The sequence below is a fragment of the Emticicia sp. 17c genome (assembly GCF_037153985.1).
GTDB lineage: Bacteria > Bacteroidota > Bacteroidia > Cytophagales > Spirosomataceae > Emticicia.
The window spans coordinates 658,396-681,968 of the sequence record NZ_JBBAYI010000001.1; the positions used below are offsets into that span (position 1 = coordinate 658,396).

General features: G+C 38.2%; 25 protein-coding genes. 12 read left to right on the forward strand and 13 right to left on the reverse strand.

All coding sequences use genetic code 11. The features are described 5' to 3' along the window. Positions 1–85: 85 nt before the first annotated feature. The 3 genes from WAA15_RS02760 (at position 86) to WAA15_RS02770 (ending at position 2,450) form a co-directional block, all read left to right on the forward strand. Positions 86–487 (forward strand): hypothetical protein, encoded by a 402-nt coding sequence (locus WAA15_RS02760; protein WP_337040875.1) that lies wholly within the window; start codon positions 86–88, stop codon positions 485–487. Between the two features lie 239 nt (positions 488–726). Further along, complete coding sequence (locus WAA15_RS02765; RefSeq protein WP_337040876.1) at positions 727–1,245, forward strand: RNA polymerase sigma factor; 519 nt, start codon at positions 727–729, stop codon at positions 1,243–1,245. Positions 1,246–1,247: 2 nt separating this feature from the next. Beyond that, positions 1,248–2,450, forward strand: a complete 1,203-nt coding sequence (locus WAA15_RS02770; RefSeq protein WP_337040877.1) for a hypothetical protein — start codon at positions 1,248–1,250, stop codon at positions 2,448–2,450. A gap of 4 nt (positions 2,451–2,454) precedes the next feature. Here WAA15_RS02770 and WAA15_RS02775 read toward each other — a convergent pair whose 3' ends face one another. The 5 genes from WAA15_RS02775 to WAA15_RS02795 all read right to left on the reverse strand — a co-directional run bounded on the left by WAA15_RS02775 (position 2,455) and on the right by WAA15_RS02795 (position 6,326). Further along, entirely contained in the window at positions 2,455–3,141 is a 687-nt protein-coding gene (locus WAA15_RS02775; protein WP_337040878.1) for a pirin family protein, read from the reverse strand. A 4-nt stretch (positions 3,142–3,145) separates the two neighbouring features. Next, complete coding sequence (locus tag WAA15_RS02780; RefSeq protein WP_337040879.1) at positions 3,146–3,661, reverse strand: hypothetical protein; 516 nt, start codon at positions 3,659–3,661, stop codon at positions 3,146–3,148. A 33-nt stretch (positions 3,662–3,694) separates the two neighbouring features. Further along, positions 3,695–4,417: a dioxygenase family protein gene (locus tag WAA15_RS02785; protein ID WP_337040881.1), complete on the reverse strand. Its 723-nt coding sequence runs from the start codon at positions 4,415–4,417 to the stop codon at positions 3,695–3,697. A gap of 99 nt (positions 4,418–4,516) precedes the next feature. Then, complete coding sequence (locus WAA15_RS02790) at positions 4,517–5,218, reverse strand: LytR/AlgR family response regulator transcription factor (protein WP_337040882.1); 702 nt, start codon at positions 5,216–5,218, stop codon at positions 4,517–4,519. A 1-nt stretch (position 5,219) separates the two neighbouring features. After that, positions 5,220–6,326, reverse strand: a complete 1,107-nt coding sequence (locus tag WAA15_RS02795; protein WP_337040883.1) for a sensor histidine kinase — start codon at positions 6,324–6,326, stop codon at positions 5,220–5,222. 235 nt (positions 6,327–6,561) lie between these two features. On the opposite strand from WAA15_RS02795, the gene WAA15_RS02800 reads away from it, so the two are divergent. The 3 genes from WAA15_RS02800 (at position 6,562) to WAA15_RS02810 (ending at position 8,478) form a co-directional block, all read left to right on the forward strand. After that, positions 6,562–6,747 carry a T9SS type A sorting domain-containing protein gene (locus tag WAA15_RS02800; protein WP_337040884.1) on the forward strand — a complete coding sequence of 62 codons (186 nt, stop codon included), beginning with the start codon at positions 6,562–6,564 and terminating at the stop codon, positions 6,745–6,747. A 199-nt stretch (positions 6,748–6,946) separates the two neighbouring features. Beyond that, entirely contained in the window at positions 6,947–7,534 is a 588-nt protein-coding gene (locus WAA15_RS02805) for a Crp/Fnr family transcriptional regulator (protein WP_337040885.1), read from the forward strand. 158 nt (positions 7,535–7,692) lie between these two features. After that, positions 7,693–8,478 (forward strand): alpha/beta hydrolase, encoded by a 786-nt coding sequence (locus WAA15_RS02810; protein ID WP_337040886.1) that lies wholly within the window; start codon positions 7,693–7,695, stop codon positions 8,476–8,478. Between the two features lie 52 nt (positions 8,479–8,530). Here WAA15_RS02810 and WAA15_RS02815 read toward each other — a convergent pair whose 3' ends face one another. Both WAA15_RS02815 and WAA15_RS02820 read right to left on the reverse strand, forming a co-directional pair. Continuing rightward, complete coding sequence (locus tag WAA15_RS02815) at positions 8,531–9,382, reverse strand: sugar phosphate isomerase/epimerase family protein (RefSeq protein ID WP_337040887.1); 852 nt, start codon at positions 9,380–9,382, stop codon at positions 8,531–8,533. Positions 9,383–9,525: 143 nt separating this feature from the next. Next, a complete protein-coding gene (locus WAA15_RS02820; protein WP_337040889.1) occupies positions 9,526–11,109 on the reverse strand; it encodes a S8 family serine peptidase in 1,584 nt (527 codons plus the stop codon). Between the two features lie 156 nt (positions 11,110–11,265). Here WAA15_RS02820 and WAA15_RS02825 point away from each other — a divergent pair, with 156 nt between their 5' ends. Together WAA15_RS02825 and WAA15_RS02830 are read left to right on the forward strand one after the other, a co-directional pair. After that, positions 11,266–12,555: an aminopeptidase P family protein gene (locus WAA15_RS02825; protein WP_337040890.1), complete on the forward strand. Its 1,290-nt coding sequence runs from the start codon at positions 11,266–11,268 to the stop codon at positions 12,553–12,555. 50 nt (positions 12,556–12,605) lie between these two features. After that, complete coding sequence (locus tag WAA15_RS02830; RefSeq protein WP_337040892.1) at positions 12,606–13,439, forward strand: N-acetylmuramoyl-L-alanine amidase-like domain-containing protein; 834 nt, start codon at positions 12,606–12,608, stop codon at positions 13,437–13,439. Positions 13,440–13,474: 35 nt separating this feature from the next. Here WAA15_RS02830 and WAA15_RS02835 read toward each other — a convergent pair whose 3' ends face one another. Continuing rightward, entirely contained in the window at positions 13,475–14,758 is a 1,284-nt protein-coding gene (locus WAA15_RS02835; RefSeq protein ID WP_442892745.1) for an amidohydrolase family protein, read from the reverse strand. A 53-nt stretch (positions 14,759–14,811) separates the two neighbouring features. Next, positions 14,812–14,979, reverse strand: a complete 168-nt coding sequence (locus WAA15_RS02840) for a hypothetical protein (protein ID WP_337040894.1) — start codon at positions 14,977–14,979, stop codon at positions 14,812–14,814. Positions 14,980–15,081: 102 nt separating this feature from the next. Between WAA15_RS02840 and WAA15_RS02845 the strand changes: the two genes are divergently transcribed. Both WAA15_RS02845 and WAA15_RS02850 read left to right on the forward strand, forming a co-directional pair. After that, the gene (locus tag WAA15_RS02845; protein ID WP_337040895.1) at positions 15,082–15,618 is read left to right on the forward strand and encodes a uridine kinase family protein; all 537 of its coding nucleotides are present in this window, start codon (positions 15,082–15,084) and stop codon (positions 15,616–15,618) included. Between the two features lie 144 nt (positions 15,619–15,762). Next, on the forward strand, positions 15,763–16,644 hold the full coding sequence (locus WAA15_RS02850) for a bifunctional 5,10-methylenetetrahydrofolate dehydrogenase/5,10-methenyltetrahydrofolate cyclohydrolase (RefSeq protein WP_337040896.1): 882 nt from the start codon (positions 15,763–15,765) through the stop codon (positions 16,642–16,644). A 116-nt stretch (positions 16,645–16,760) separates the two neighbouring features. On the opposite strand, the gene sufB is transcribed toward WAA15_RS02850, so the two are convergent. The 4 genes from sufB to WAA15_RS02870 form a co-directional block, all read right to left on the reverse strand. Further along, the gene (gene sufB / locus WAA15_RS02855; protein WP_337040897.1) at positions 16,761–18,206 is read right to left on the reverse strand and encodes a Fe-S cluster assembly protein SufB; all 1,446 of its coding nucleotides are present in this window, start codon (positions 18,204–18,206) and stop codon (positions 16,761–16,763) included. Positions 18,207–18,330: 124 nt separating this feature from the next. Continuing rightward, positions 18,331–18,816 (reverse strand): hypothetical protein, encoded by a 486-nt coding sequence (locus WAA15_RS02860; protein ID WP_337040898.1) that lies wholly within the window; start codon positions 18,814–18,816, stop codon positions 18,331–18,333. Between the two features lie 20 nt (positions 18,817–18,836). Next, positions 18,837–19,961, reverse strand: a complete 1,125-nt coding sequence (gene lpxB, locus WAA15_RS02865) for a lipid-A-disaccharide synthase (RefSeq protein WP_337040899.1) — start codon at positions 19,959–19,961, stop codon at positions 18,837–18,839. Positions 19,962–20,006: 45 nt separating this feature from the next. Then, positions 20,007–20,417, reverse strand: a complete 411-nt coding sequence (locus WAA15_RS02870; RefSeq protein ID WP_337040901.1) for a 6-pyruvoyl trahydropterin synthase family protein — start codon at positions 20,415–20,417, stop codon at positions 20,007–20,009. A 215-nt stretch (positions 20,418–20,632) separates the two neighbouring features. Between WAA15_RS02870 and rfaD the strand changes: the two genes are divergently transcribed. Then, a complete protein-coding gene (gene rfaD / locus WAA15_RS02875) occupies positions 20,633–21,598 on the forward strand; it encodes an ADP-glyceromanno-heptose 6-epimerase (RefSeq protein WP_337040903.1) in 966 nt (321 codons plus the stop codon). 162 nt (positions 21,599–21,760) lie between these two features. Further along, positions 21,761–23,548, forward strand: coding sequence for a translation elongation factor 4 (lepA, locus tag WAA15_RS02880; protein ID WP_337040905.1), 1,788 nt, complete (start codon positions 21,761–21,763; stop codon positions 23,546–23,548). Positions 23,549–23,573 lie beyond the last annotated feature (25 nt).

Consider the following 23,573-nt stretch of genomic DNA (forward strand, 5'->3'; position numbering starts at 1 on the left):
GCTTAAAAAAACATACCCCCCTTTAGAATATTTTATGCTTTTTGTATAGATTTGCAATATTCATGGAATAAAGTGGAAACGTACCATGACAAATAAACACTTGAAACTGATGCAATTGTCGCTACTGGACGAAGTTCCTGAATTAAACAAAATATTTTTTCTGGATGTTTTTGCTGAGTCATACTACGACACCAGCAAAAAACGTATGCGACTAAACACTATCAATGGCCAGCAAGTACCCTGCGACATTAAAGTTAGCTGCCCCTCACGGCTGCTTACCCGCTACCCCGAGGGTACTATCTTTAAACTGGATGCCCGCCTTGTCAGAAAAGGAGAAGGCAAAAATCCTTATTTTATTGCTATTAACCGAAACAATATGCAAAGAGCATTAGAGTTCTTTGATTATAATCTGAAAGTTCAGAATGGCTTCGATTACGTGATGCCCAAAAAGCATAAAAGCGTTATCAAATCGGCAAAGGCCGTCTGAACACAGATCTATTTTGTATGATTAATAATTTTTCTTCTTTTAAGCATTTCATGCGTATTTTCAAGTAGTATACGCTATTTTTAAAGGAAACTAATTATTTTCACAGCGTTTTAACTGGTTATTTACGTCTATTGTATAATAGTTCACTATTCAATCGTAAATTTCCCGTGATAACACAAACAGCAGAAATTTACTTAAAACCCTTAACCCGCAAAAAGCTATTGACCTCGAATAGTTTGATGGAGGTTGTCAAAGACTGCCTGAAGGGCAATGAAAAGGCCATGAAAATTTTTTATGAGCATTTTCATGGGTTTGCTTTATCTGCTTGTATGAGTTATTGTGAAAACCGTGAGGATGCGCTTGAAATAATGAACGATGGTTTCTTAAAAGTCTTCAAAAACCTTGATAAAATCGATAATATCGACAGCATTAAACCGTGGTTGAGGCGAATCATGATTAATGGTGCGATTGACCATTACAGAAAAAATATACATAAACAATCAACTGAATTATCAGAAAATATTGCAGAATCAAATTATGGCGATGAATCGGTATACGCAAAGCTGTCATCAGAAGACATCATGAGTGCCATTCAAAGCTTGCCGGCTAACTACCGCGTTGTTTTTAACCTTTATGCCATTGAGGGTTATTCACATAAAGAAATTGGAGAAATGTTAAATATTGCAGAGAGTACCTCAAGAGCCAATTTATCGCTGGCTAATGGGCTACTCCGACAAAAATTAACAAAAAGATTGTAGTCATGCAAGAACAAGAAAAATTTTATAGAATCATTAGGGAAAAGCTGGATGATTATCATCCCAGATATTCGCCTGATGACTGGAAAAAAATGAAGCGCAAAATAATGATTAGTAATCTTTTACGTTTTGCTCTTCCGAGTGTAGCTATTTTAATAATCGGGTTAGGCTTCTACTGGTACTCACCCAATGAAACTACGGCCAGCCAGCCCGTTGTAGTCCCAACCAAACCAGTTTCGGTAAAGACACAAGCTCCAAAAGATAAAGTTGCGATTGACAGCACTTCAACAAAAACTGAAATCATACAAGAAAAGAAATCAACTCCGGTAGCCTTAAAAGCCAAAGAACCAGTTTTTCCTGAGTTATATAATGAGGCATCGTCAAATACGAGTGAACCACTGGCAAATCTGAAAATAAACAAACTCGCTTCAAGGAAAATAGCCTACCCTGCTGAAAAACATGCTGATTTATCTGACAAAGAAATTTTGTTCTTATCGTCTTCGGCTGTTTCAATGAGCGATAAAATTTCACGCGTGCGCCAGCTAGGCCGCACGTTCGAGCTTACCTCCTATCAGGCACTTGACCGCAATATTGAAAAATGGAAAAACGTGGTAGTTGTTTGTGATATTACCTCAAGTATGTTTCCATATACAACGCAGGTTTTTGACTGGATGAGCGAAAACCTTGACAACACCAGTATTAAAGGTATTGTTTTCTTTACAGATTGTGACAGTCTGGGGAATCAGACCAGAGGAAAACTTCCAGGCAAAATGTTTATGGTCAAAACCAGAGATGAACTCACTCTCTGGGATACTATGTTTACCGCAATTAATAATACTGAAAATAATAAAGACCGCGCTGAAAATAACATTGAGGCTTTATTATTTGCAGAAAAGAATTTTCCTGAAGCTGACGAAATAGTAATGATAGCTGACAACAGCAGCCCCGTTAAGGACATGAAGAACTTGTCGAAGGTCAAGAAAAAAACACACATTATTTTATGTGGTGAAACATACGAACGCGATTTAGCTTTCCAATCTGACTACGTACAGATTGCCAAGAAAACACATGGAACCATTCATACGTTTGAAGATGATATTGAAAACCCTTCCAATATCAAAGAAATGACTGTTATAAGAGTAGGCCATATCTATTTCCGTTTTCAGAAAGGTAAGTTTTATACTACCAAACTTATTTTCCGGCCTTAGTCTGCTATATTTCTACCACTAGAATAATAGCATCATTCGACAGTGCTTCAAAGGCTATGCTTAGTTTTTTATGTACTGGCTTATTCCAGATTACGATTCCATCACGGCTTTCTATCAAGCGGTTTTCAAATTCAAATGCGCCTTCAATCACAAAGGCAAATACGCCACTTCCGGTATTCCTGACGGTAAAAGAGCCTTCTTCCCTACCTTCAAACTTGCCTATATAACAATTATCGCTCAAAGCCAGTAGTTCGTTCTTCTGACTATCCAGATTAAACGAGACACGCTTGCTATTTTCCATACTCATTCTGGTACGGGCTATTCCTATCTGCAAAAAGTTCACCATCTCTTTTGCTAATGGATTCTTAATGTAGTAATGGTCTCCTCCTGAAACCGGCAGTATTGTTGCTTGCCCTGCAATAGTTAGTTGCCTGTTAGCCTTACTATTCTTAATTTCAATGCCCCCAACAATCGGAATGATAATTACATCCATATTGGTTTCAGCTTTGCATACAACTTTACTATTGGGTTTAAGGGTATCGTCATTACAGATAATCAGGTTTCCCTGAGCGTACCTTGTCTCATCCTGATACTTTCCCGAATTGAAAGTATGAAAACTCCGGCAAATGTTATCGATGGTAATACCTCGTTTATAGGCCAGATAAATTTGTGCTTCAGTAACACTCAACATAATTTTAAAGATTTTGAAAAGATGAAATGGTAAGATTTGCTTCTAAATGAACCATTTCAGTTATTACCTCATTGTCATTAAAAAGGGCTTCTTTTTGATGCAAATGCGTAATAAGTAATTGCTCATGAATAGTATCTAGCCAGATTAATGGCTCACTGTAAAAATAAACAGCCACTTTATGGTGCTTTTTGTGGTGTATATGTGACTGTAATATTTCAAAACGGAAATGCTGAAATGGCAAGCACAGTTTTCCTAAGCCATTGGTAATATCAGGTATCTGTCCGTTCAGTTGTCTGATATAATTAATTGCTGCTGTGCTTACCAGATAATGTAGTTTTTCGGCAGCCGGAATATGCCTGACAAGTTCCTGAAAAGTCTGATATTTACCGTCCTGATTATAGAATTGTGCCTGCATGAAAAACTCCATATAGGTATCATCGAATACACTTTTCTCCCATAACCCTTGCGAGTTCTCATCAATTATTTTCAGATAACATAGCTTTAGAAGCCCTTTTGCCATAATTATAATTAGTTTCAGAATAACGTTTTCCTTTTAGGCGCTTACTACAATCGTATGTGCAAGCACATATCCTGCCGATACGCTTCCTGTAATGGTCGACATCTCGGTGCCTACGCCATCACCAAAAACATTATCTCTGGCATTAGTCGTATCAGCTTGCCCATGGCTGGCATAAACTCCTTGTGCATAAACTACCTTGCTGGTATCTTCAGGAAATGCAATTTGTGTTACCAGTAAAGATTTTCCGCTGCTATTATAAACATGCACATGAATGTGTGTTGCCCGCCCTGAGTACCAACCCGGATAAATTGTTGTAAAAGTTACCAGCCCGTTGGCATCAGTCGTTTGCCTGCCTCTTAAAAAATGTACACTCGTGTAATTAGTACTTTGCATACCTGTACCACCGTATTCAGAGTAATTGCCGTTGGCATCGCAGTGCCATATATCAACCAATGCGTTGGCGAGGGCTGCACAACTATTGTTTTTATTCTGAATTGTAATTTTTACAGTTAATTTAGTGCCGGTTCTGTCAGAGGTTATATCATTCTGCACTAAAGAACCCGGTACTTTTGTCGGGAAAGGGCCTTCTGTTTCAGTGGCTGTAATGGTACAAGAACCCGAAGTATTACTTGTATTGGTTGAACCAGTTGTAGTTGAAGTATCTGGGCTTACATCTTCCGCATCTTTGCAGGCGGTAAAAAAAGGCACAATTGCCAATGAGCCAAGCCCTCTTTTTAAAAAATCTTTTCTGTCCATAAGTTTTTGTTTTATAATCTTATAGACGTACAAGATTCTTTTTTAATTGCATCGATATAAAATGTATCGGTCAATTTGAGGTTTCTATCGGTTAATAGTTCAATCTGGCTGCCATTTATCAATAAAATCCTGATAAGTATTACTTACAGGCAAGGTTACGCCTGATTGCAGAAGAACATTTTTCTTCAATATTGATTTTACTTTGGTATCAGAAACAATGTAACTCCGATGTATACGGCTAAACTGGCCAGCGGGCAGTTGCTCGAGTATCCCTTTTAACGAAAGAAGAGTCAACACCGGATGAGGAACATCTGTCAAATGGATTTTTATGTAGTCTTCAAGTCCTTCAATATATTCAATCGTTTTTAAGTCGATTTTTACCATTCTGTATTCAGAACGAACAAAAATATATTCTTGATTTTGGGTAACAGGTTTAGTTCTGAAACCAAAATAATCAATGGCTTTTCGGATTGCTTTACTAAATCTTTCGAAATCAATAGGCTTAAGCAAATAATCGATGGCATCAAGTTCAAAACCTTCCAATGCAAATTTCCGGTGTGCTGTGGTAAAAATCACCATAGGCTTCTTTTCAAGCCCAGCTACCAGTTCAAGACCCGTAATGTCGGGCATATTAATATCAACAAACAATAAGTCAATGTCTTGTTCTATTAAAAAATCCTTTCCCAGAATAGCATCGTCAAAAACTTGTATTAATGTTAATTCTGGAAATCTAGAAACATACTCTTTGACTAGCTCTAATGCAAGAGGTTCATCATCAATGGCAACACACCTGATACGCATTTTAAGTCTCAATTATTAATTCAACCTGATACAATCTGTCTTCTTCCTTAATAACCAGTATATGTCTATTTTTATATAAATGTTTCAGCCTCTGCTGAGTATTGGCCAGTCCTATCCCCGTGCGTTCTACTTTTCTTGATGCCTGAAACAAAGTATTTTTACAATAAAACTTAATGTACTTCTCATTAAGTACAATATTGATACTGATTTGTGAGTTTTCATGGTTACTTATGCCATGCTTAAAAGCATTTTCGACAAATGTCATAAGCGACAAAGGAACTATATTTTTAAAATCGGCTATTCCTTCAACAGTAAACAGAACTTCTGTTTTTTTGCTCAACCTAAGCTTTTGTAAATCAATATAGTTGCCTATACATTCAATTTCACTGGTAAGAGGCACAAAGTCTTCTGAAACTTCATCGGTTACATACCGCATTATCTGAGACAATTTCATGATACTGTCGGCCGTATGTTTACTATTAATTACTGCCAGCGAATAAATATTATTAAGTGTATTGAATAGAAAATGTGGGTTTATTTGAGCCTTTAAGAACGACAATTCAGCATTCGCTTTATCGGCCTCGGCTTGTATAGCCCTTTGTTCGGTTTCACGCCAACGTTCGGTTATTTTAAGTGCCATACCCAAAGCCCAGATTAACCCAAAGAAAAAAATACTTATGACATCTATTTTAGAACGAGGCTCTGGGCGGTTATTACCACTGTTGTCTGCTTCGTTTGGAGGTGGATTCCTATGTTGTGGGGGTGGAAAACCAAATTTGCGTGGATGCGGAGGCTTATATGGACGAAATACCTGCGGATGACTTCTTTCAAAAACCAATTTATCGAATGGCTGAATAGCTGCTATACTTATCAAGACAAGAAATATAAGCCCAAAATAAAGCAGGTATTTTTTTCTGAAGTAAAGTTTCGGAATAAGCCAATGTGTATTAAGATAGAAAAGTGCAATATAAATCAAGAAAAATAACCATAAATAAGGGTTAAACAAGGCAGTAGCTATATGTTGATTTTCGGCCAGAAATAGTACCGTCAAACTGAAAACGATTGTCCAGCCAAATACATGAATAATAACCGAAGCATTTTTTTGCATAAACATTGTACAAGATAAAACATCTGCTAGGAATAACTCTCACAATATCGGTTATTTAAAAGAAAGTATCGGTTAATTTCAACATCTCAACCATTAAAGCGTTTATATAAGAAGGTACCTTTAAATCAATTTAGCAGGAACCTTTTAAACCTATGCAACAAATTTACATCCAATATTCGTCTATATAGCTAAACGGCAAAGTTTTTGCTTTTTCTATTTCAAATTAAACCAGAATATGATAAGTACGAAAACCACCGCATTTCTGAAAGATGCTCAAGGAAGAGTATTAGAAAGACAAAATATCCAGTCGGGTAATCAACATGAGTTCAATGTTGATAAACTAAAAGACGGCGTATATTTTGTAGAGTTAAAAACCTCTAAAGGTCAATCCATCACACATCAATTTTACATTAATCATTAAATGATTCAAAATTAAGCCATTCTGTATTAAAGGAAACTCAAAAAATACAGAATGGCTTGTTTACCCCCCCCTTTGCTTTTCTACACGAGGCAAGTCAGTTTACTTATTATAAAAGAAGTACAGGCATTGATTAGTTATCATAAAAGCTTGTGATAAACCTAAGGAATCATTAGTTTTGATAAATAACCTATCTTCTGCAATGAACGAACTGGATACGCTGGCTCATGCCTTACATTCATTAGCCAATATCGATGCCGATGATTTTAAGCTTTCTGCCCCTTACTGGCATAAAAAAAACTATAAAAAGGGCGAGTATTATAACGAGTATCGAAACGTATGCAAATACTTAGGGTTTATTATTGAGGGGGTATTCAGAACTTATTATGTAGATGATGCTTCTGGCGAAGAAAAAAATGTTTTCTTTTTCTCTAAAAATCAGGTTGTTGTTTCTTTCAAAAGTTTTATAACCCAATCACCTTGTAATTATTATACCCAATCGATGGTCGATTCAAAGATTCTGTATATTCATATTGATGACCTGAACAAACTTTATAAGCAATCGCATCAATGGGAGCATCTGGGTAGGCTTATTGCAGAAATGGCTTTTACTGTTTCGATGAATCGAACTGAAAGTTTTTTGTTTCAAACGCCTGAACAACGATACCTACAATTAATTGAAGACCACCCCGATATTTTTAATACAATACCGTTGTATCAGATTTCTTCCTACCTGGGTATTCAAGGGCCATCACTGAGCCGCATTCGCAAGCGTATTATTGGCAAATAATAACTTATAAAACTAACACCATTGTCCTGAAAAAAAAGTGTAGCTACCAGAGCGATTTTAACTTAGGTTAAAATTATTCTCATGGTTATCTGTGACCTTTGTATCATCAATCAAACAATTACAAAGCACAGATTTTAAACACTTTAATTAATACGGCAATGAAAAATATTACAACCAAAAACATCGTTTTTATCACAGGCGCATTTGTTCATAACAGTTCATGGGAAGAGTGGCAAAAATACTTTGAAAGCAAAGGATACAATACCATTGCTCCGGCATGGCCTTTTAAAGATGCTCCAAGTGCTGAAGCCTTACGTAATCGCCAGCCCAATGATACTGATTTAGCAGCACTGACTCTTGATGAATTGGTAAACCATTATGCAAATATTGTTAGCCAGTTTCCCGAAAAACCCATTATCATCGGACACTCATTAGGGGGATTAATTACACAGATTCTGGTAAACCGCGACCTCGCTGCAGCAGGAATTGCCATACACCCCGTACCGCCGCTAGGTGTATTTCCTTATGAATTTTCGTTTCTAAAAGCAGGCTGGAAAGCTCTGGGCTTATTTACCTCTCTCAAAAAAACTTATCTGATGTCTTTCAAAGACTGGCAATATGCTTTTGTGAATGAGATGCCATTAGAGGCACAGCGAGAGGCTTATGAGAAATATACGATTCCTGAATCGAAAACAGTGGCTAGAGGAGGTCTGACAAGCGCTGCTAAGGTCGATTTTGAAAAACCGCATGCTCCGTTGCTTATTACAGCTGGCGATTTAGACACCATTATTCCTGCACATCTGAACCAACGTAACTACAAACGTTATAAACAATCGGGTTCGGTACTGGACTATAAAGAGTTTAAAGGCAGAAACCACTTTGTACTGGGCCAACCTAGCTGGAAAGAAGATGCAGATTATATTCTGGACTGGCTACAAAAATAAGAAGCTAAAACATGAATCGGAGAAACCTATGGGCTTCTCCGATTCATGTTATTTACTGTTTAAGGCTTTTGAGATAAGCAATACTCTTAGGTACATTTACGCTTTCCTGATTACTTTCGTCCTCAATAAAAAAGTGTTTAATGCCAATTTTTTTAGCTTCTTTAAAGATATTCGGGAAATCAGCCTGTCCGGTTCCTAGTACAACGTCGTTTTCGGCAGGTGTATGTCCTGAAAAATCTCCCTTAATACCTTTTTTCAGGTCTTTTATATGCATCAGTTTCCAGCGGTTACCGTATTTTTTTAGTAAAGCTACGGGATCACCTCCCCCATGAATCGTCCATAAAACATCCATCTCGAATGATACATATTCAGGATTTGTATTTTTAATTATATAATCCATCAATGTACCATCTTCATAAGGTCTGAACTCATAGCCGTGGTCATGATAACAGAATGTAATGCCATTTTCTTTTAGAACTTTACCTGCATAGTTAAAATCTTCTACGGCTTTTTTTGCATCATCAATTGTAAAGTTATCTCCTTTATGTGGTATCCATGCGCACATTACGTAAGTTGCTCCCAGAATTTTAGCTCTTTTTACTATTTCCTCCGGTTTTCTTAATTCTTCATAACCAGCCCCCGTCGATGGAATTTTTATTCCTCGTTCATCACACATTTTTTTAAACTCTTCTAAAGATACTCCCTTGGCTCCACCTCCTTCTAACTCGGTTATACCAAGCATTTTAATGGTATCGAGCGTAGCAGCAACACCTTTAGGAAAAGTGTTCCGATATGTGTAGGCTTGTACTCCAAAAGCAGCAGTGTATAAAGGTTTTTTCTTTTGGGCTGTGGTTTCCTGTACTAATAACAGGCTTAAAATAGCATAAAAAAATATTCTTTTCATAGGAAGGGGCGGTTCGCCGCCACGGTTGATTATAGTTAAATTACAAGTTTTCTTTTAAGCTCATCAGAAACCTCAATGGTTGGTTTTATTGTAAGTACTTTTTAGAACGGCCTCTTAAACTACCGGAATCGTAAATGGCGTACTTATTTCCATATTACTTCAATAACTTCTTCTCTGGTAACTACTGTTGTACGTTTCACCTGCGAATTCCGTTTCAAAGAGATAGAACTATTTCTGACTTTATGGGCATCCTGAGAAAGCACATGGAAAGGTGTTTTTTTGTGAAATACCATCACAACTTCGCCTTCTTTTACACCAATTTCTACCATACGCTCGTTTTCGGGTACGTCAATGGTTCTTACATTATTGCGAGATTCTAAAGGCACCCTATTGGGGTTCTGAATCAGGTCAAGAACTTTATTTGCATTGGGTACGCCAAAACCAATAAAGTTATTACCAAAAGGGTACAAACTTGACGATTTCTGCAGATAGCTTTTAACTTCCTGATTAGTGAGCTTTGGATTGGCTTGCAACATACAAGCCACAAAACCCGTGATAACCGGAGCAGCCAACGAAGTACCGTACAACGAAAAACAAGAAACGTTAGGTTTAAGGTAATCCAGAAAATCGGGTCCTATACTACTGTACCCCATTTTAAGACCAATATCATTAGTAGCGCCAACGGCAATTACACCTTCAACATCGGCTGGTGTTGAAATAATGCGCCAATCGCGGTCATCGCCTTCGTTTCCTGCCGATACCACTACAACCATTCCTTTTTCTTCGGTAGCTATTTTGGCAGCTTTGGCCACAACACTTGTATTGCCATTCATTTGCTCGGGCTTATAGTCTTCTTTAGGATTTGAAAACCCTTTGGCATAACCCAACGAAGTGTTAATAAGCCTCACACCTAAACTATCCATCCATTCCATAGCCGACACCCAGTTATCTTCTTCTCCTCTGAACTCACGCCCGCCCGTATCTGTTCGAGCCAGATAAAACTGTGCTTGGGTAGCTAGGCCAAATTGCAATTTATCATCGTGCGATTTACCTGTAATGGCTGTCAGTACTTCGGTTCCATGAAAATCAGAAGAAGTTTCTCGTTCATCAAAATGGTTGGTTTTCTTGGGGTTAATATAGTCTTTTATTCCCAGAATCCGGTTTTCAGATAGCAAATGGCCTAAGGCAGGCGAATCGCTCACACCGTAGTATCCTGCATCAATCACACCAATGGTTACCCCTTTGCCATTTAAATCGGCTTGCAGGAAACCTTCAATACCTACCTGTTTCATAACATAGTCTACCCTTAAATCATCATCATTATTAGCAACATATCTGTTTGTTTTTGCCAGAATAGCTTTTGTTTCTATGGGTATAATTTCTTTCACAAACGTAAACCCTTTTACAGCAGATATTTGTTGATGCGTAAGAAAGGCAGACACACCATTAAGCCATTTCGACTGCCGAACAGCCGAGACTCCGCTATTCTGAAGTGTGCTGATATACTGGTTACTAACGGGCAAATCTGTAAATTGTGTTTCTGCAATGCCCAGATTCCTCCTATTTTCTTTACATTTGTCAGAGATGGCGGCCTGCGCATTTAGTTCTTTATCTTTAAAAAGAATCCAGTACTTTTGTTGCGCATAACTTTGAAAAGAAAATAAAACCAGTAAAAAAAAGTTTATGATAATTTGTCCGATTCGAGTCATTCCAATACGATAATTCATAATTTTAAGCAATCAATAGAAGCACCAGCAGCACTCTATTTTTAATATACCATACTTTATAAAATATAGCTCCATTAAATTTAGTTTAATAAATTTAGAAGAAATTCTTCACAAAATAAATCTAATTGGGCTAAACCACCAATAATTAATACTGATATGCGCTACGAGGCTATTGATTCAGGGCTTTTTATAAATAACCGCAAGCGTCTGATAACACTTCTAAAACCCAAATCGATGGCAATTGTTTTGTCAAACGACGTGATTCCGTCGAATGCTGATGGCACTTTGGGTTTCAGACAAAATAACGATTTTTTTTATCTGACTGGTATTGACCAAGAAGAAAGCATTCTGGTGTTGTTTCCTGATTTTCCTGACGAAAATTTCCGTGAAATATTATTAATCCGCGAAACAAGCGACCATATCAGAATCTGGGAAGGTGAAAAACTAAGTAAAGTTCAGGCGGCTAATATCTCAGGCATTACCAAAGTACTTTGGGTTAATAGCTTTGAATCAATTCTGAGAAAATTCATTTTTGAAGCTGAACAGGTCTATCTGAACCTGAATGAACATGATGGTGGTGACTGGAGTTTTCAGACCCGTGAAAGAAGGTTTATCAATGATTTTAAACAGAAATTTCCTCTACATAAAACCGAAAGGCTTGCACCACTGATGCGTCAGCTGAGGGTTATCAAGCAACCCCTCGAAATAAGCCTTATTCAGAAAGCCATCGAAATTTCAAAAAAGGGCTTTTACCGAATGGCTAAATTTCTGAAATCAGGGGTATTTGAATATGAATTGGAAGCAGAGTTAACCCATGAATTTCTGATGAATCGTTCTCGTGGGCACGCCTTTCATCCGATTCTGGCTTCAGGAGCAAGTGCCTGTGTATTACATTATGTAACTAACAACAATATTTGTAATGATGGCGAGGTTATATTAATGGATTTTGGGGCAGAATATGCCAATTATAATGCCGATATCACCCGCTGTTTGCCTGTAAATGGCCGATTCTCGAAACGCCAGAAAGAAGTTTATCAGGCTGTTTTACGTATCATGAAAATTGCCCGAAACATGATTGTTGCAGGTAATACGATGGATAAACTTCGGAAAGACATAGGCAAAGTAGTTGAGTCGGAACTAATAGGTTTGGGCTTATTGAGCAAAACTGAGGTTGAACGACAAGACCCTGATGCACCTTTGTATAGAAAATATTTTCCGCATGGTATTTCGCACCATCTGGGTCTGGATGTGCACGATGTAGGCAGTCGATACGAAACTTTTAAACAGGGTATGATTTTTACCTGTGAACCGGGTATTTACATTCCAGAAGAAAAAATTGGGATTCGTCTCGAAAACGATATTCTTATCACCAAAAAAGGCAATATCGATTTAATGGAGAATATTCCTATCGAAATTGAAGAAATAGAAGACCTCATGAATTCATAATATACTTACCTATTGCTTAAAATTACTGTTTCCTTTCAATCATAAAAAGAATGTTTACGACCGTGCTTCATCCGAAATTCAGTTATACAACACTATTATTTTTACTTAGCTTTATTCTGTTGGCTCAAAGTACCGAAGAAGCCATTTTTAACCAGAAAATGAAGTTAGCTAAAGGTAACAGTACCGCCGAAACGGCTCTTACCATTGCTAAATCGTTTTTAGGCCAGCCTTATAAAGCTGGTACGCTCGATGCTTCAGACAAAGAGCAACTTGTATGCAATTTAAAAGATTTTGATTGCTGGACTTTCGTAGAAACTGTTACGGCTATGTCTTTAACCAAGCATTCGGCACAGGCTAATTTTAGCACATTTATGAATAACCTCAAAAAGCTGAGGTATCGGGATGGAGAGGTTAACGGCTATGCTTCACGCTTGCATTATTTTAAAGAGTGGGCTATCAGGGCTGAACAGAATAAAGTTGCACAGGATATTACCGAAATGATAGGCGGCATACCTGCCAATAAAGAAATAAACTTCATGACTCGCCATCGGGACTTATATGCTCATTTGCAAGATAACGACACTTATAATCTGATTGAAAAGCATGAGCGTAAGTTAAATAAACACGAGTTTTATTATATTCCTAAAGCAAACGTAAAGAAGCTGGAAAGCCAGATTCAGGACGGAGATATTATTGCTATTACATCTAATATCGAAGGACTTGACTTTAATCATGAAGGATTCGCCATTCGCCAGAACGGGCGCATCCATCTGCTACATGCTTCTTTAGAGATGAAAAAAGTAATTATTTCAACAGAACCACTGGCCGACTACCTGAATCGTTTCAAGAAACACTCAGGCATAGCTGTTGTCAGGTTACTATAATTAACAATGCCTCGGGTGGTCCGAGGCATTGTTAATTATTTTTCTACAATCGTTTTGCCATCTTTCATTACAAGACGGATGTCCCGTATTGCCTTTATATTTTCTGTTGGATTCCCCTTAACAACCAGAATATCAGCTAATAGGCCAGTTTTTATTCTGCCAACCTGTTTTTCCAGATGAAAAGCATCGGCATTGGTACTGGTAGCAGCTTTCAGGGCATCAATAGGTTTCATGCCGTATTCAACCAGCATTTCAATTTCACGGGCATTATCACCATGAGCAAATACGCCAACATCACCCCCCATACAAATTTTAACACCTGAAGCTAGTATCTCTTTAAATGCCTCTTTTTTCTTTTGAATACGGTCGGGGTCAGGTCCACTGCCTTTTGCCCAGCCTCTATACTGCATAATGGCATCGCCTGCGGCCAGTGTTGGGCATAAATACACATTTTTTTCAACCATTAATTTCCATATTTCTGGAGTTCCGTTATCGCCGTGCTCAATAGTTTCAACACCACCCATAATTGCCCTGCGCATTCCTTCGGCAGTTGAGGCATGTGCTACCGTAGGGCGGCCGGCACTTTTAGCGGTTTCGACAATCAGTTTTATTTCATCTAACGAAAAAGTAGGTGCGGCTTCGCCTCGCAATCCCCATCGATAATCGGCATATATTTTAATTAAGTCAGCCCCTTTTCCAATCTGGTTTCTAACTTTTTTTATCAGGTCATCGTGTCCGTCGGCTTCTTCAGCTCCCTGAGGCACATCAATTTCAGACGAAAAACCTTTTGGAGCATAGCTACCAGTGGCTACAAGTGCTTTTGTGGCAATTAACAGCCTCGGGCCAGGAATTATACCTTCGTTAATAGCTCTTTTTAAACCCACATCATCAAATTCGGCCCCTTCTGTACCCAAGTCTCTGGCAGTTGTGAAGCCAGCCTTTAAAGTACGTTCGGCATGCGTAACCGCCCGTGCCGTTCGGTACGAACGTGCCTCTTTCAAAACTTGGTCGTCCCACGGTGTTTCATTATAAGGGTGCAAAAACAAATGCGTATGCCCTTCAATCAGGCCCGGTAGTAATGTACCATTTTTATAAACAATCGTTTTAGTATCTTTACCGAGACTTTTCTCGATGTCTGCCTGCGCTCCTACTCTTTCAATTTTATTATCTTTCACCAAGACGCCATAGTTTTCATAAATTTTTTCACCATCAAAAACTCTGGCAGGTTTTAAGTAAATAGTTGTCTGTCCATGCAGGGTATTAACCCAAATCAATAACATTAGTAATACACTTAATTTTACTCGTATAGTGGTTTTCATGGTAAAGTTGTTTAGTTTATAAATAATGTAGTCACAGAAATGGAGAAGAATAATTATTGTCGGAACCGACGAAGACCTATGAAACCAATGGTAATAAAAAGAAGCCCCATTGCTACTTTTGCGTTGGTTACCTCAGGAGTGAAGAACCGCAAAACAACAAGTAAGATGCCGCATATAATAGCTACATAGCTAGAGTAGTAAGATAATTTGTTCTTATCCATTAGTATATTTGGTTAGGGGAATTTTTATTTTTCTTCAAAAATAGAATTTTATTTAATTCTTTTATCTAAAATTATCATTTTTACGTAACAAATCAAAAACGTATGCTTATTGGTATTGGCGGGGTTAGTCGTTCTGGTAAAAGCACGCTGGCTAACCTTTTGGTTACACATTTTCGGAAGAATGGCAAAAAAACAATTATTTTCCATCAGGACGATTTTGTTTTTCCTGAAACACAAATTCCTAAAATAAAAAACCGAACTGATTGGGAATCTCCGCGGTCGATTGACTTTGACTTGTTCAGAGAAGTTTTGATCCTGTTCCGCGAAAAGTTCGACGTTGTAATTGCGGAAGGACTTTTTGCTTTTTATGATGAGCCAACGAATCAGCTTTTCGATAAAAAACTTTATGTAAAAATTTCCAAACGTACATTTCTGATTAGAAAAGCAATGGATACCCGATGGGGCTATGAGCCAACATGGTTTATTGACCATATCTGGCACTCTTTTCAGAAATATGGAAAGCCACAAAGCAATATAAAGCATATACTTCAGGTAAGCGGCGAAGACGAATTTAATATGGAGAAGGTTATCAAATATCTGAATAAAAGTAATCCGAATACCGAAAACCCTATACATTAGCCTACTAGTTGACGAGTCGGCCGTTGCCTCTGACCATTTTATAACAGTATCTTATACAGAACTTTGGCAATAAAAATCTGCACAATTAATTTTTGAATTTGTAGGTTTTAACAGACCTTTGCACTTTCATCAAAAATCAGCTCAATGGAACTTATCGACGGCAAGTTAATTTCGGCTCAGGTAAAACAAGAATTAAAAGAAGAAGTAGAAAAACAAAAAGCAAACGGTGGTAAAATACCGCATCTGGCTGCTATTTTGGTTGGTAATAATGGTGCTAGCGAAACCTACGTAGCTAGTAAAATACGCTCATGCGAAGAAATAGGCTTTAAATCAACCCTGATTCGTCGTGACCCTAGCATTACAGAAGAAGAATTACTGGAAGTAATTACCCAACTTAATAACGATGACGATGTAGATGGCTTTATTGTGCAATTGCCACTCCCTGAACACATCAACGTTGAAAAAGTAATTGAATCGATTGAGCCAAGAAAAGATGTAGACGGTTTTCATCCGATAAACATCGGCCGTATGGCTAAAGGCTTGCCAGCTTACATTTCGGCCACACCTTTTGGCGTACTTGAGTTAATTAAAAGATATAAAATTGAAACCGCCGGCAAACATTGTGTTGTGGTTGGGCGCAGCCAGATTGTGGGCTTGCCTATGAGTATACTGATGCAAAGAAATACGTATCCGGGTAACTGTACGGTTTCGTTAGTACATAGCAGAACACAAAATCTGGCAGCAATTACACGTCAGGCTGATATTTTGATTGCAGCTTTAGGTAAACCTGAATTTATTACGGCCGATATGGTAAAAGATGGTGCTGTGGTTATAGATGTAGGTTTAACACGTGTTGCCGATGCCTCCAAAAAAAGTGGGTTTGCGCTAAAAGGCGATGTCAAGTTCGATGAGGTAGCCCCCAAAGCAAGTTATATTACGCCAGTTCCTGGGGGTGTAGGGCTTATGACAGTTGCCGCATTAATGCACAATACATTGTTATCTGCAAGAAGAGAGATTTATCAATAAAATGTTCTGACACATATATAACATAAAAAAAACAGGTAGTTGATACCTGTTTTTTTTATGGGTAAAAGCACCTTTCAGAAACGAGATGCTTTGTATTTTTAATCAGTAAATCAGTATTATCCGACACTACCTTCAAGCGAGATTTCGAGTAGCTTCTGTGCTTCTACGGCAAACTCCATAGGAAGCTGGTTTAAAACCTCTTTAACGTATCCGTTTACAATTAAAGCAACGGCTTGTTCGGTTGGAATACCGCGTTGGTTACAATAGAATAACTGGTCTTCTCCGATTTTAGAAGTAGTTGCTTCGTGCTCAACCGTAGCCGATGAGTTATTGACCTCAATGTATGGGAAAGTGTGCGCGCCGCATCTGTCGCCCAATAGTAATGAATCACATTGTGAGAAATTTCTGGCGTTTTCTGCTCTTTTTGAAATATCTACCAATCCACGGTAAGAGTTCTGGCTTTTACCTGCCGAAATCCCCTTTGATACAATACGACTCTTGGTATTTTTGCCGATATGAATCATTTTGGTTCCGGTGTCGGCTTGTTGCATATTATTGGTAACAGCTACTGAGTAGAACTCACCGATTGAGTTATCGCCTCTTAAAATAACCGAAGGATATTTCCAAGTAATGGCCGAACCGGTTTCTACCTGTGTCCATGAAATCTTCGACCTTTCACCAAAGCATAAACCTCTTTTGGTTACAAAGTTATAAATTCCACCTCTACCTTCTTTATCGCCAGGATACCAGTTCTGAACTGTTGAATATTTTACTTCACTGTCTTTATGAGCAAATATTTCAACAACAGCAGCATGTAGTTGGTTTTCGTCACGCTGCGGTGCGGTACAGCCTTCTAGGTAACTTACATAAGCTCCTTCGTCGGCTACAATTAAGGTACGCTCAAACTGCCCTGTACCAGCGGCATTAATACGGAAGTACGTTGAAAGTTCCATCGGGCAGCGAACACCTTTCGGAATGTAACAGAAAGAACCGTCAGAAAAAACAGCCGCATTCAGTGCCGAATAGAAATTGTCTTTAACAGGCACAACTGAACCGAGGTATTTTTTCACTAACTCGGGGTATTCTTGTATTGCCTCCGACATTGAGCAGAAAATAATACCCAACTCTTTGAGCTTGGTCTTGAAGGTTGTTGCTACCGAAACCGAATCAATGACTGCATCGACAGCTACGCCCGATAAACGCTCTTGCTCCTTCAATGAAATACCCAGCCGCTCAAAAGTACGACGCAATTCAGGGTCGATTTCATCAAGGCTATTTACAACCTTTTTCTGCTTAGGAGCAGAATAATATTTTATACTCTGAAAATTTACAGGTTCATATTTTACGTTAGGCCACTTAGGCTCAACCATATTTTGCCACACCCTGAATGCGTTCAAACGCCACTGCAGCATCCATTCCGGCTCATTTTTTTTCTCTGATATTAAACGCACTACATCTTCGCTCAAGCCCGCAGGCACTTCGTCTGCTTCAATGTCAGTATAAAATCCGTATTTGTATTCAGAAGTGGTTAATTCTTCTAGTAATTCTAAGTCTTTACTCATGTATATTTTGCTTTATACTCTTATACTTAAACACCAGTTAAGTAATATTTGTTCGCAAATTTAGACTTAATCCGTATATGATTAACTATTTTATCGAATTTATTCTGTTAATTCAAGATTGGCTTTATTTCACAGCCTGAAATGTTGCTACAAATCCATAGGTAACCCCATTCAAAGTCAGTGTTGTGCTTCCTGTAAAAATATTATCAGTAAGTTCAACTATATCAAACACGGTGTCGTTTACCTCTCTACCCTGAAAAATGATTTTATCAATTTTGAATTTGGTCTCATTTTCAGTAAAACTCCAGTTGGCTTTTAACAAAAGGTCTGGGTCTGTTGCATTACACTTTGTAGCCCCTTCTCTGAACTCATACGTATTATTGGGGTAGAAGGTCAGCAGATTATCAGTAATACAAGTAGGTTGTGTAATTACTAAATCAATTTTAAGCCCGCCGGGTTGTGATGCTTCCGCTTTAGTATTCTTCCATGTTTTGGATACAGTTCCGGCCAAAAGCTCAGTTTTGGACTTGTTTATGACGGTTTTTTCTTTGCAAGAAAACAAAATTAAGCTAGTAAAAGCCAGAAAAACCAGGGTTTTGATTACTCTCATTTTTAAACAATTTATATAATTCAATGATTTGCTAAGTTATTGCTTTTGAGTATTTCTACAATTCTCTGTCCGGTTTTAGCCGAAGCTCCTACACTCCCCAGAGAATACTTAATATGCTTATAATCAGCAATCTGTTGTTGTCTGTCATCAGAATCATTTAATACTTTTTTAATTTCACTAGCCAGATTTTGCACAGTCAGTTCATTCTGAATAAGTTCCCTTACGGCTTCTTTCTGCGCTATTAAGTTAACCAACGAAATAAAAGGAACCCTTATAAGCCGCTTTGCGATTGCATAAGAGACCTTACTGGTTTTATAACAAACTACCTGCGGAACACCCAACAGGGCGGTTTCTAAGGTAGCTGTGCCAGAGGTAACCATGGCGGCTTCTGAATGGTTTAATAAATCGTAGGCTTGGTCAAAAACTACCCGCACGTTTTCAGATACAAATTTCTGATAAAACTCTTTGGGCAAGTTACTTACTCCTGCAATAACGAACAGATACTCAGGAAATTGCTCTTTTGTAGCCACCATGAGTTCGAGCATCTGCTCAACTTCTTGCTTACGGCTACCCGGTAAAAGGGCAATAATCTTGCGGTTTTCTAATTGATTTTGCTCAATAAAAGACAGATTGGGCTGAAATGCTGCAATAGCGTCAAATAATGGATTCCCCACAAATTCGACCTCAAAATCGTATTTTTTAAAGAAGTCGACCTCGAATGGAAAAATTACAAACAGTTTGTCGATATTACGTTTCAGTTGCCATGCCCTATTCTGATTCCACGCCCAAACTTTAGGTGATATATAATAAAATACGGTATATCCTTGTGGTTTAGCCCATTTAGCCAAACGCATATTAAAACCTGCATAATCTATCAGGATGATAGCATCCGGCTTGAACTCTGCAATTTGAGCTTTACACTCACGAAAGAAACCCAGAATTTTACCCAGATTACGTATCACCTCGAAGAAACCCATAAAAGCCAAATCATTGTAATGCTTTAAAATAGTAGCACCTGCGGCTTGCATATAATTGCCCCCCCAAGCAACAATAACAGCCTCTTTGTCTTCCTTTTTTATAGCATTAATCAGGTTTGAACCATGCAAATCTCCAGAACGCTCTCCGGCAATAATAAAATATTTCATACGTCTAACAGTGAGTTGTGAATCATAATGTGCTGAAAAAAACAGCTATTCGCCAAAGTATTCGACGTAATGGTTCGGCGTTTCTATCAATTTAATGCAATGAAGCGTAGCTCCATACTGGTTTTTAATAACCGGAGCAAGTATGTTCCAGATTTCAACAGCAAAGACCTCTGTACTAGGAAATTTACCTTTCAGAAAAGGCACATCTTCATTCAGGAAAGTATGGTCAACTTTATCAATTATTTCTTGTTTCATGAGTTTACTCAGTTGTTTCAAATCCATCACGAAACCTGTATCGGGGTCAATTTCTCCTTTTACTGTTACAATCAATTCCCAATTATGCCCATGTATATTTGAACACAAGCCAAACACTTCTCTGTTTTTTTCTTCAGACCACTTCGCATTCCATAACCTATGGGCGGCATTGAATCTTTCCCGCCTTGTAATATAAATCATAATATTAAAATTGTAGTTTCGTTTTTATTAGCCTCTTATGAGCTAAACATATTTAAAAAGTTCACAAAATTACCATCAAAAAAGCATTAACCTACGAATACTTATATAATTTACGGAGATATTCTTTAAAAAGTACAATTTAATCAAAGTTAAATCTATGGATTTACGTTCAGGAATGTACTAAATTTGCAAACTTATAACACTACTAAAGGTTTATGATAATTGTTACGGGTGCCGCTGGTTTTATTGGAAGCTGTTTGATACAACGCCTAAATCAAGATGGCTTTAATTTTATCATTGCGGTTGATGACTTTTCTAACCCGCTGAAAATGAAGAATTTAGCGGATAAGAAAATTCAGGAATATGTAAATCGTGACGTTTTTTTTGACTGGCTTGATAAAAATCAGGCTGAAGTTGAGTTTTGCTTCCATATTGGCGCAAGAACCGATACTACTGAATTTGACCAAGAGGTTTTTAACCGATTAAATCTTAATTATTCGAAACAAATCTGGAAAAAGTGCCATCTTTATCAGATTCCGCTCATTTATGCCTCTTCTGCGGCAACTTATGGTAACGGTGAATTCGGGTATGACGACAACGAGTTACTTATTCCGCAGCTTAAGCCGTTAAACCCCTACGGTGAATCAAAAAATGAATTCGACAAATGGGCTTTAGTGCAAAAAGATGCTCCTTTTTTCTGGGCAGGTCTTAAATTTTTCAATGTTTTTGGCCCGAACGAATACCACAAAGGGAGAATGGCTTCGGTTATTTTTCATGCCTATAATCAGATAAAATCAACAGGCAGAATCAAACTTTTCAAATCGCATCGCCCTGATTTCAAAGACGGCGAACAAATGCGTGATTTTGTGTATGTAAAAGATTTAATTGAAGTTTGTATTCATTTAATGCACTCTCGCCGAAACTCAGGTATTTATAACTTAGGCACAGGCAAAGCACGTACTTTTCTGGATTTAGCCAATTCGACATTTGCGGCTCTGAATCTTACGCCACAAATTGATTTTGTTGATACTCCTGCCGATATCCGCGATAAATATCAGTACTTTACCCAAGCCAATATGAGTAAACTGCGCTCGATAGGATACAAAAAACCATTTACTTCATTAGAAGATTCGGTTCAGGATTACGTAAGCAATTATTTAGTTGGAGATAATTATCTTTAAAATCTTCATTTTATCCTCCTTTTCTTACTATTTTTGCAAATAATTGTTTTGCACAACAATTTTCTGTTAGAGTAAAGTTAAAACCAGATACTTTTGTTACGAATAAAAGCCGGCATAAGCATTTTTAATTGTCGGTTACGCATACTCGGAATCAAACATTAAATGAAAAATATTCGCAATTTCTGCATTATTGCACACATTGACCACGGCAAAAGTACACTTGCCGACCGCCTTTTACAATTTACCAATACTATTTCGGACCGTGAAATGCAAGCGCAGGTGCTTGACGACATGGATTTAGAGAGAGAAAGAGGCATTACTATTAAAAGCCATGCCATTCAGATGAATTATACATTTGAAGGGCAGGAATATATATTAAACCTGATTGATACCCCCGGCCACGTCGATTTCAGTTATGAAGTATCACGTTCGATTGCCGCTTGTGAAGGCGCATTGCTAGTTGTAGATGCCTCACAGGGAATTGAAGCCCAAACAATCAGTAACCTTTTTCTGGCTTTAGACCACGACCTTGAAATAATTCCGGTATTAAATAAAATAGACTTGCCCGGGGCAATGCCGGAAGAAGTTAAAGACCAGATTGTTGACTTGATTGGCTGCGACAGAGATAGTATTATTCCGGCAAGTGCTAAAGAAGGTATAGGTATTAACGAAATTCTGGCGGCAATTATACAGCGCATAAATGCCCCAAAAGGGAATCCGCAAGCAGATTTACAAGCCCTGATTTTCGACTCGCAGTTTAACTCTTACCGCGGTATTGAAGTAATTTTCCGAGTTAAAAATGGCCGTATCTCGAAAGGAGATAAAGTAAAATTTATGGCCACAGGCAAAGAATACATTGCCGATGAAGTAGGTATTTTAAGATTACAGAAAGAACCCCGTGATTTTGTAGATTGTGGCGATGTGGGCTATATTATTTCGGGTATAAAGGTAGCTAAAGAAGTAAAAGTGGGCGACACCATTACCCACTCTGATAAACCCGCCAAAGAAGCTATTAAAGGTTTTGAAGAGGTTAAGCCAATGGTATTTGCCGGAATATATCCGGTTGATACGTCGGAATTTGAAGACCTGAGAGAAGCCATGGAAAAGCTGCAACTCAACGATGCAGCCCTTATATGGGAACCTGAAACGTCGGCAGCCCTCGGTTTTGGTTTTAGATGTGGCTTTTTAGGTATGCTACACATGGAAATTGTTCAGGAACGCCTAGAACGTGAATTTGACATGACGGTGCTTACCACCGTGCCTTCGGTTCGTTTCCATGTAGTTGATAAAAGAGAAGCTATTATTGAGGTTTCGGCTCCTTCCGAAATGCCTGACCCAAATACTATTAACTGGATTGAAGAACCTTTCATCAGTGCGCAGATTATTACAGCCGCCGATTACGTAGGTGCAATCATGGGCCTATGTATGGAAAAACGAGGTATTCTGAAAAATCAGGTTTATTTAACCTCTACCCGCGTAGAGTTAACATTCGATATGCCTCTGTCAGAGGTAGTTTTTGACTTCTTCGACAAACTAAAAACAATTTCAAGAGGGTACGCCTCTCTTGATTACCACTTAATAGGTTACCGCGAATCAAATCTGGTGAAACTGGATATTCTGCTCAATGGAGACCCCGTTGATGCACTTTCGGCCATCGTACACCGCGACAAAGCCTACGAATGGGGCAAGAAACTATGCGAAAAACTACGCGAACTCTTGCCACGCCAGCAGTTCGAAATTGCTATACAGGCGGCTATCGGTGCCAAAATTATTGCCCGCGAAACAGTAAAGGCACTCCGAAAAGACGTAATTGCCAAGTGTTATGGAGGAGATATTTCGCGTAAACGGAAACTACTCGAAAAACAGAAAAAGGGTAAAAAACGGATGCGCCAAATCGGAACAGTAGAAGTGCCACAAGAAGCATTCATGGCTGTATTAAAGATTAGCTAGTATACAAAGCCCTTCCGTTTATAAT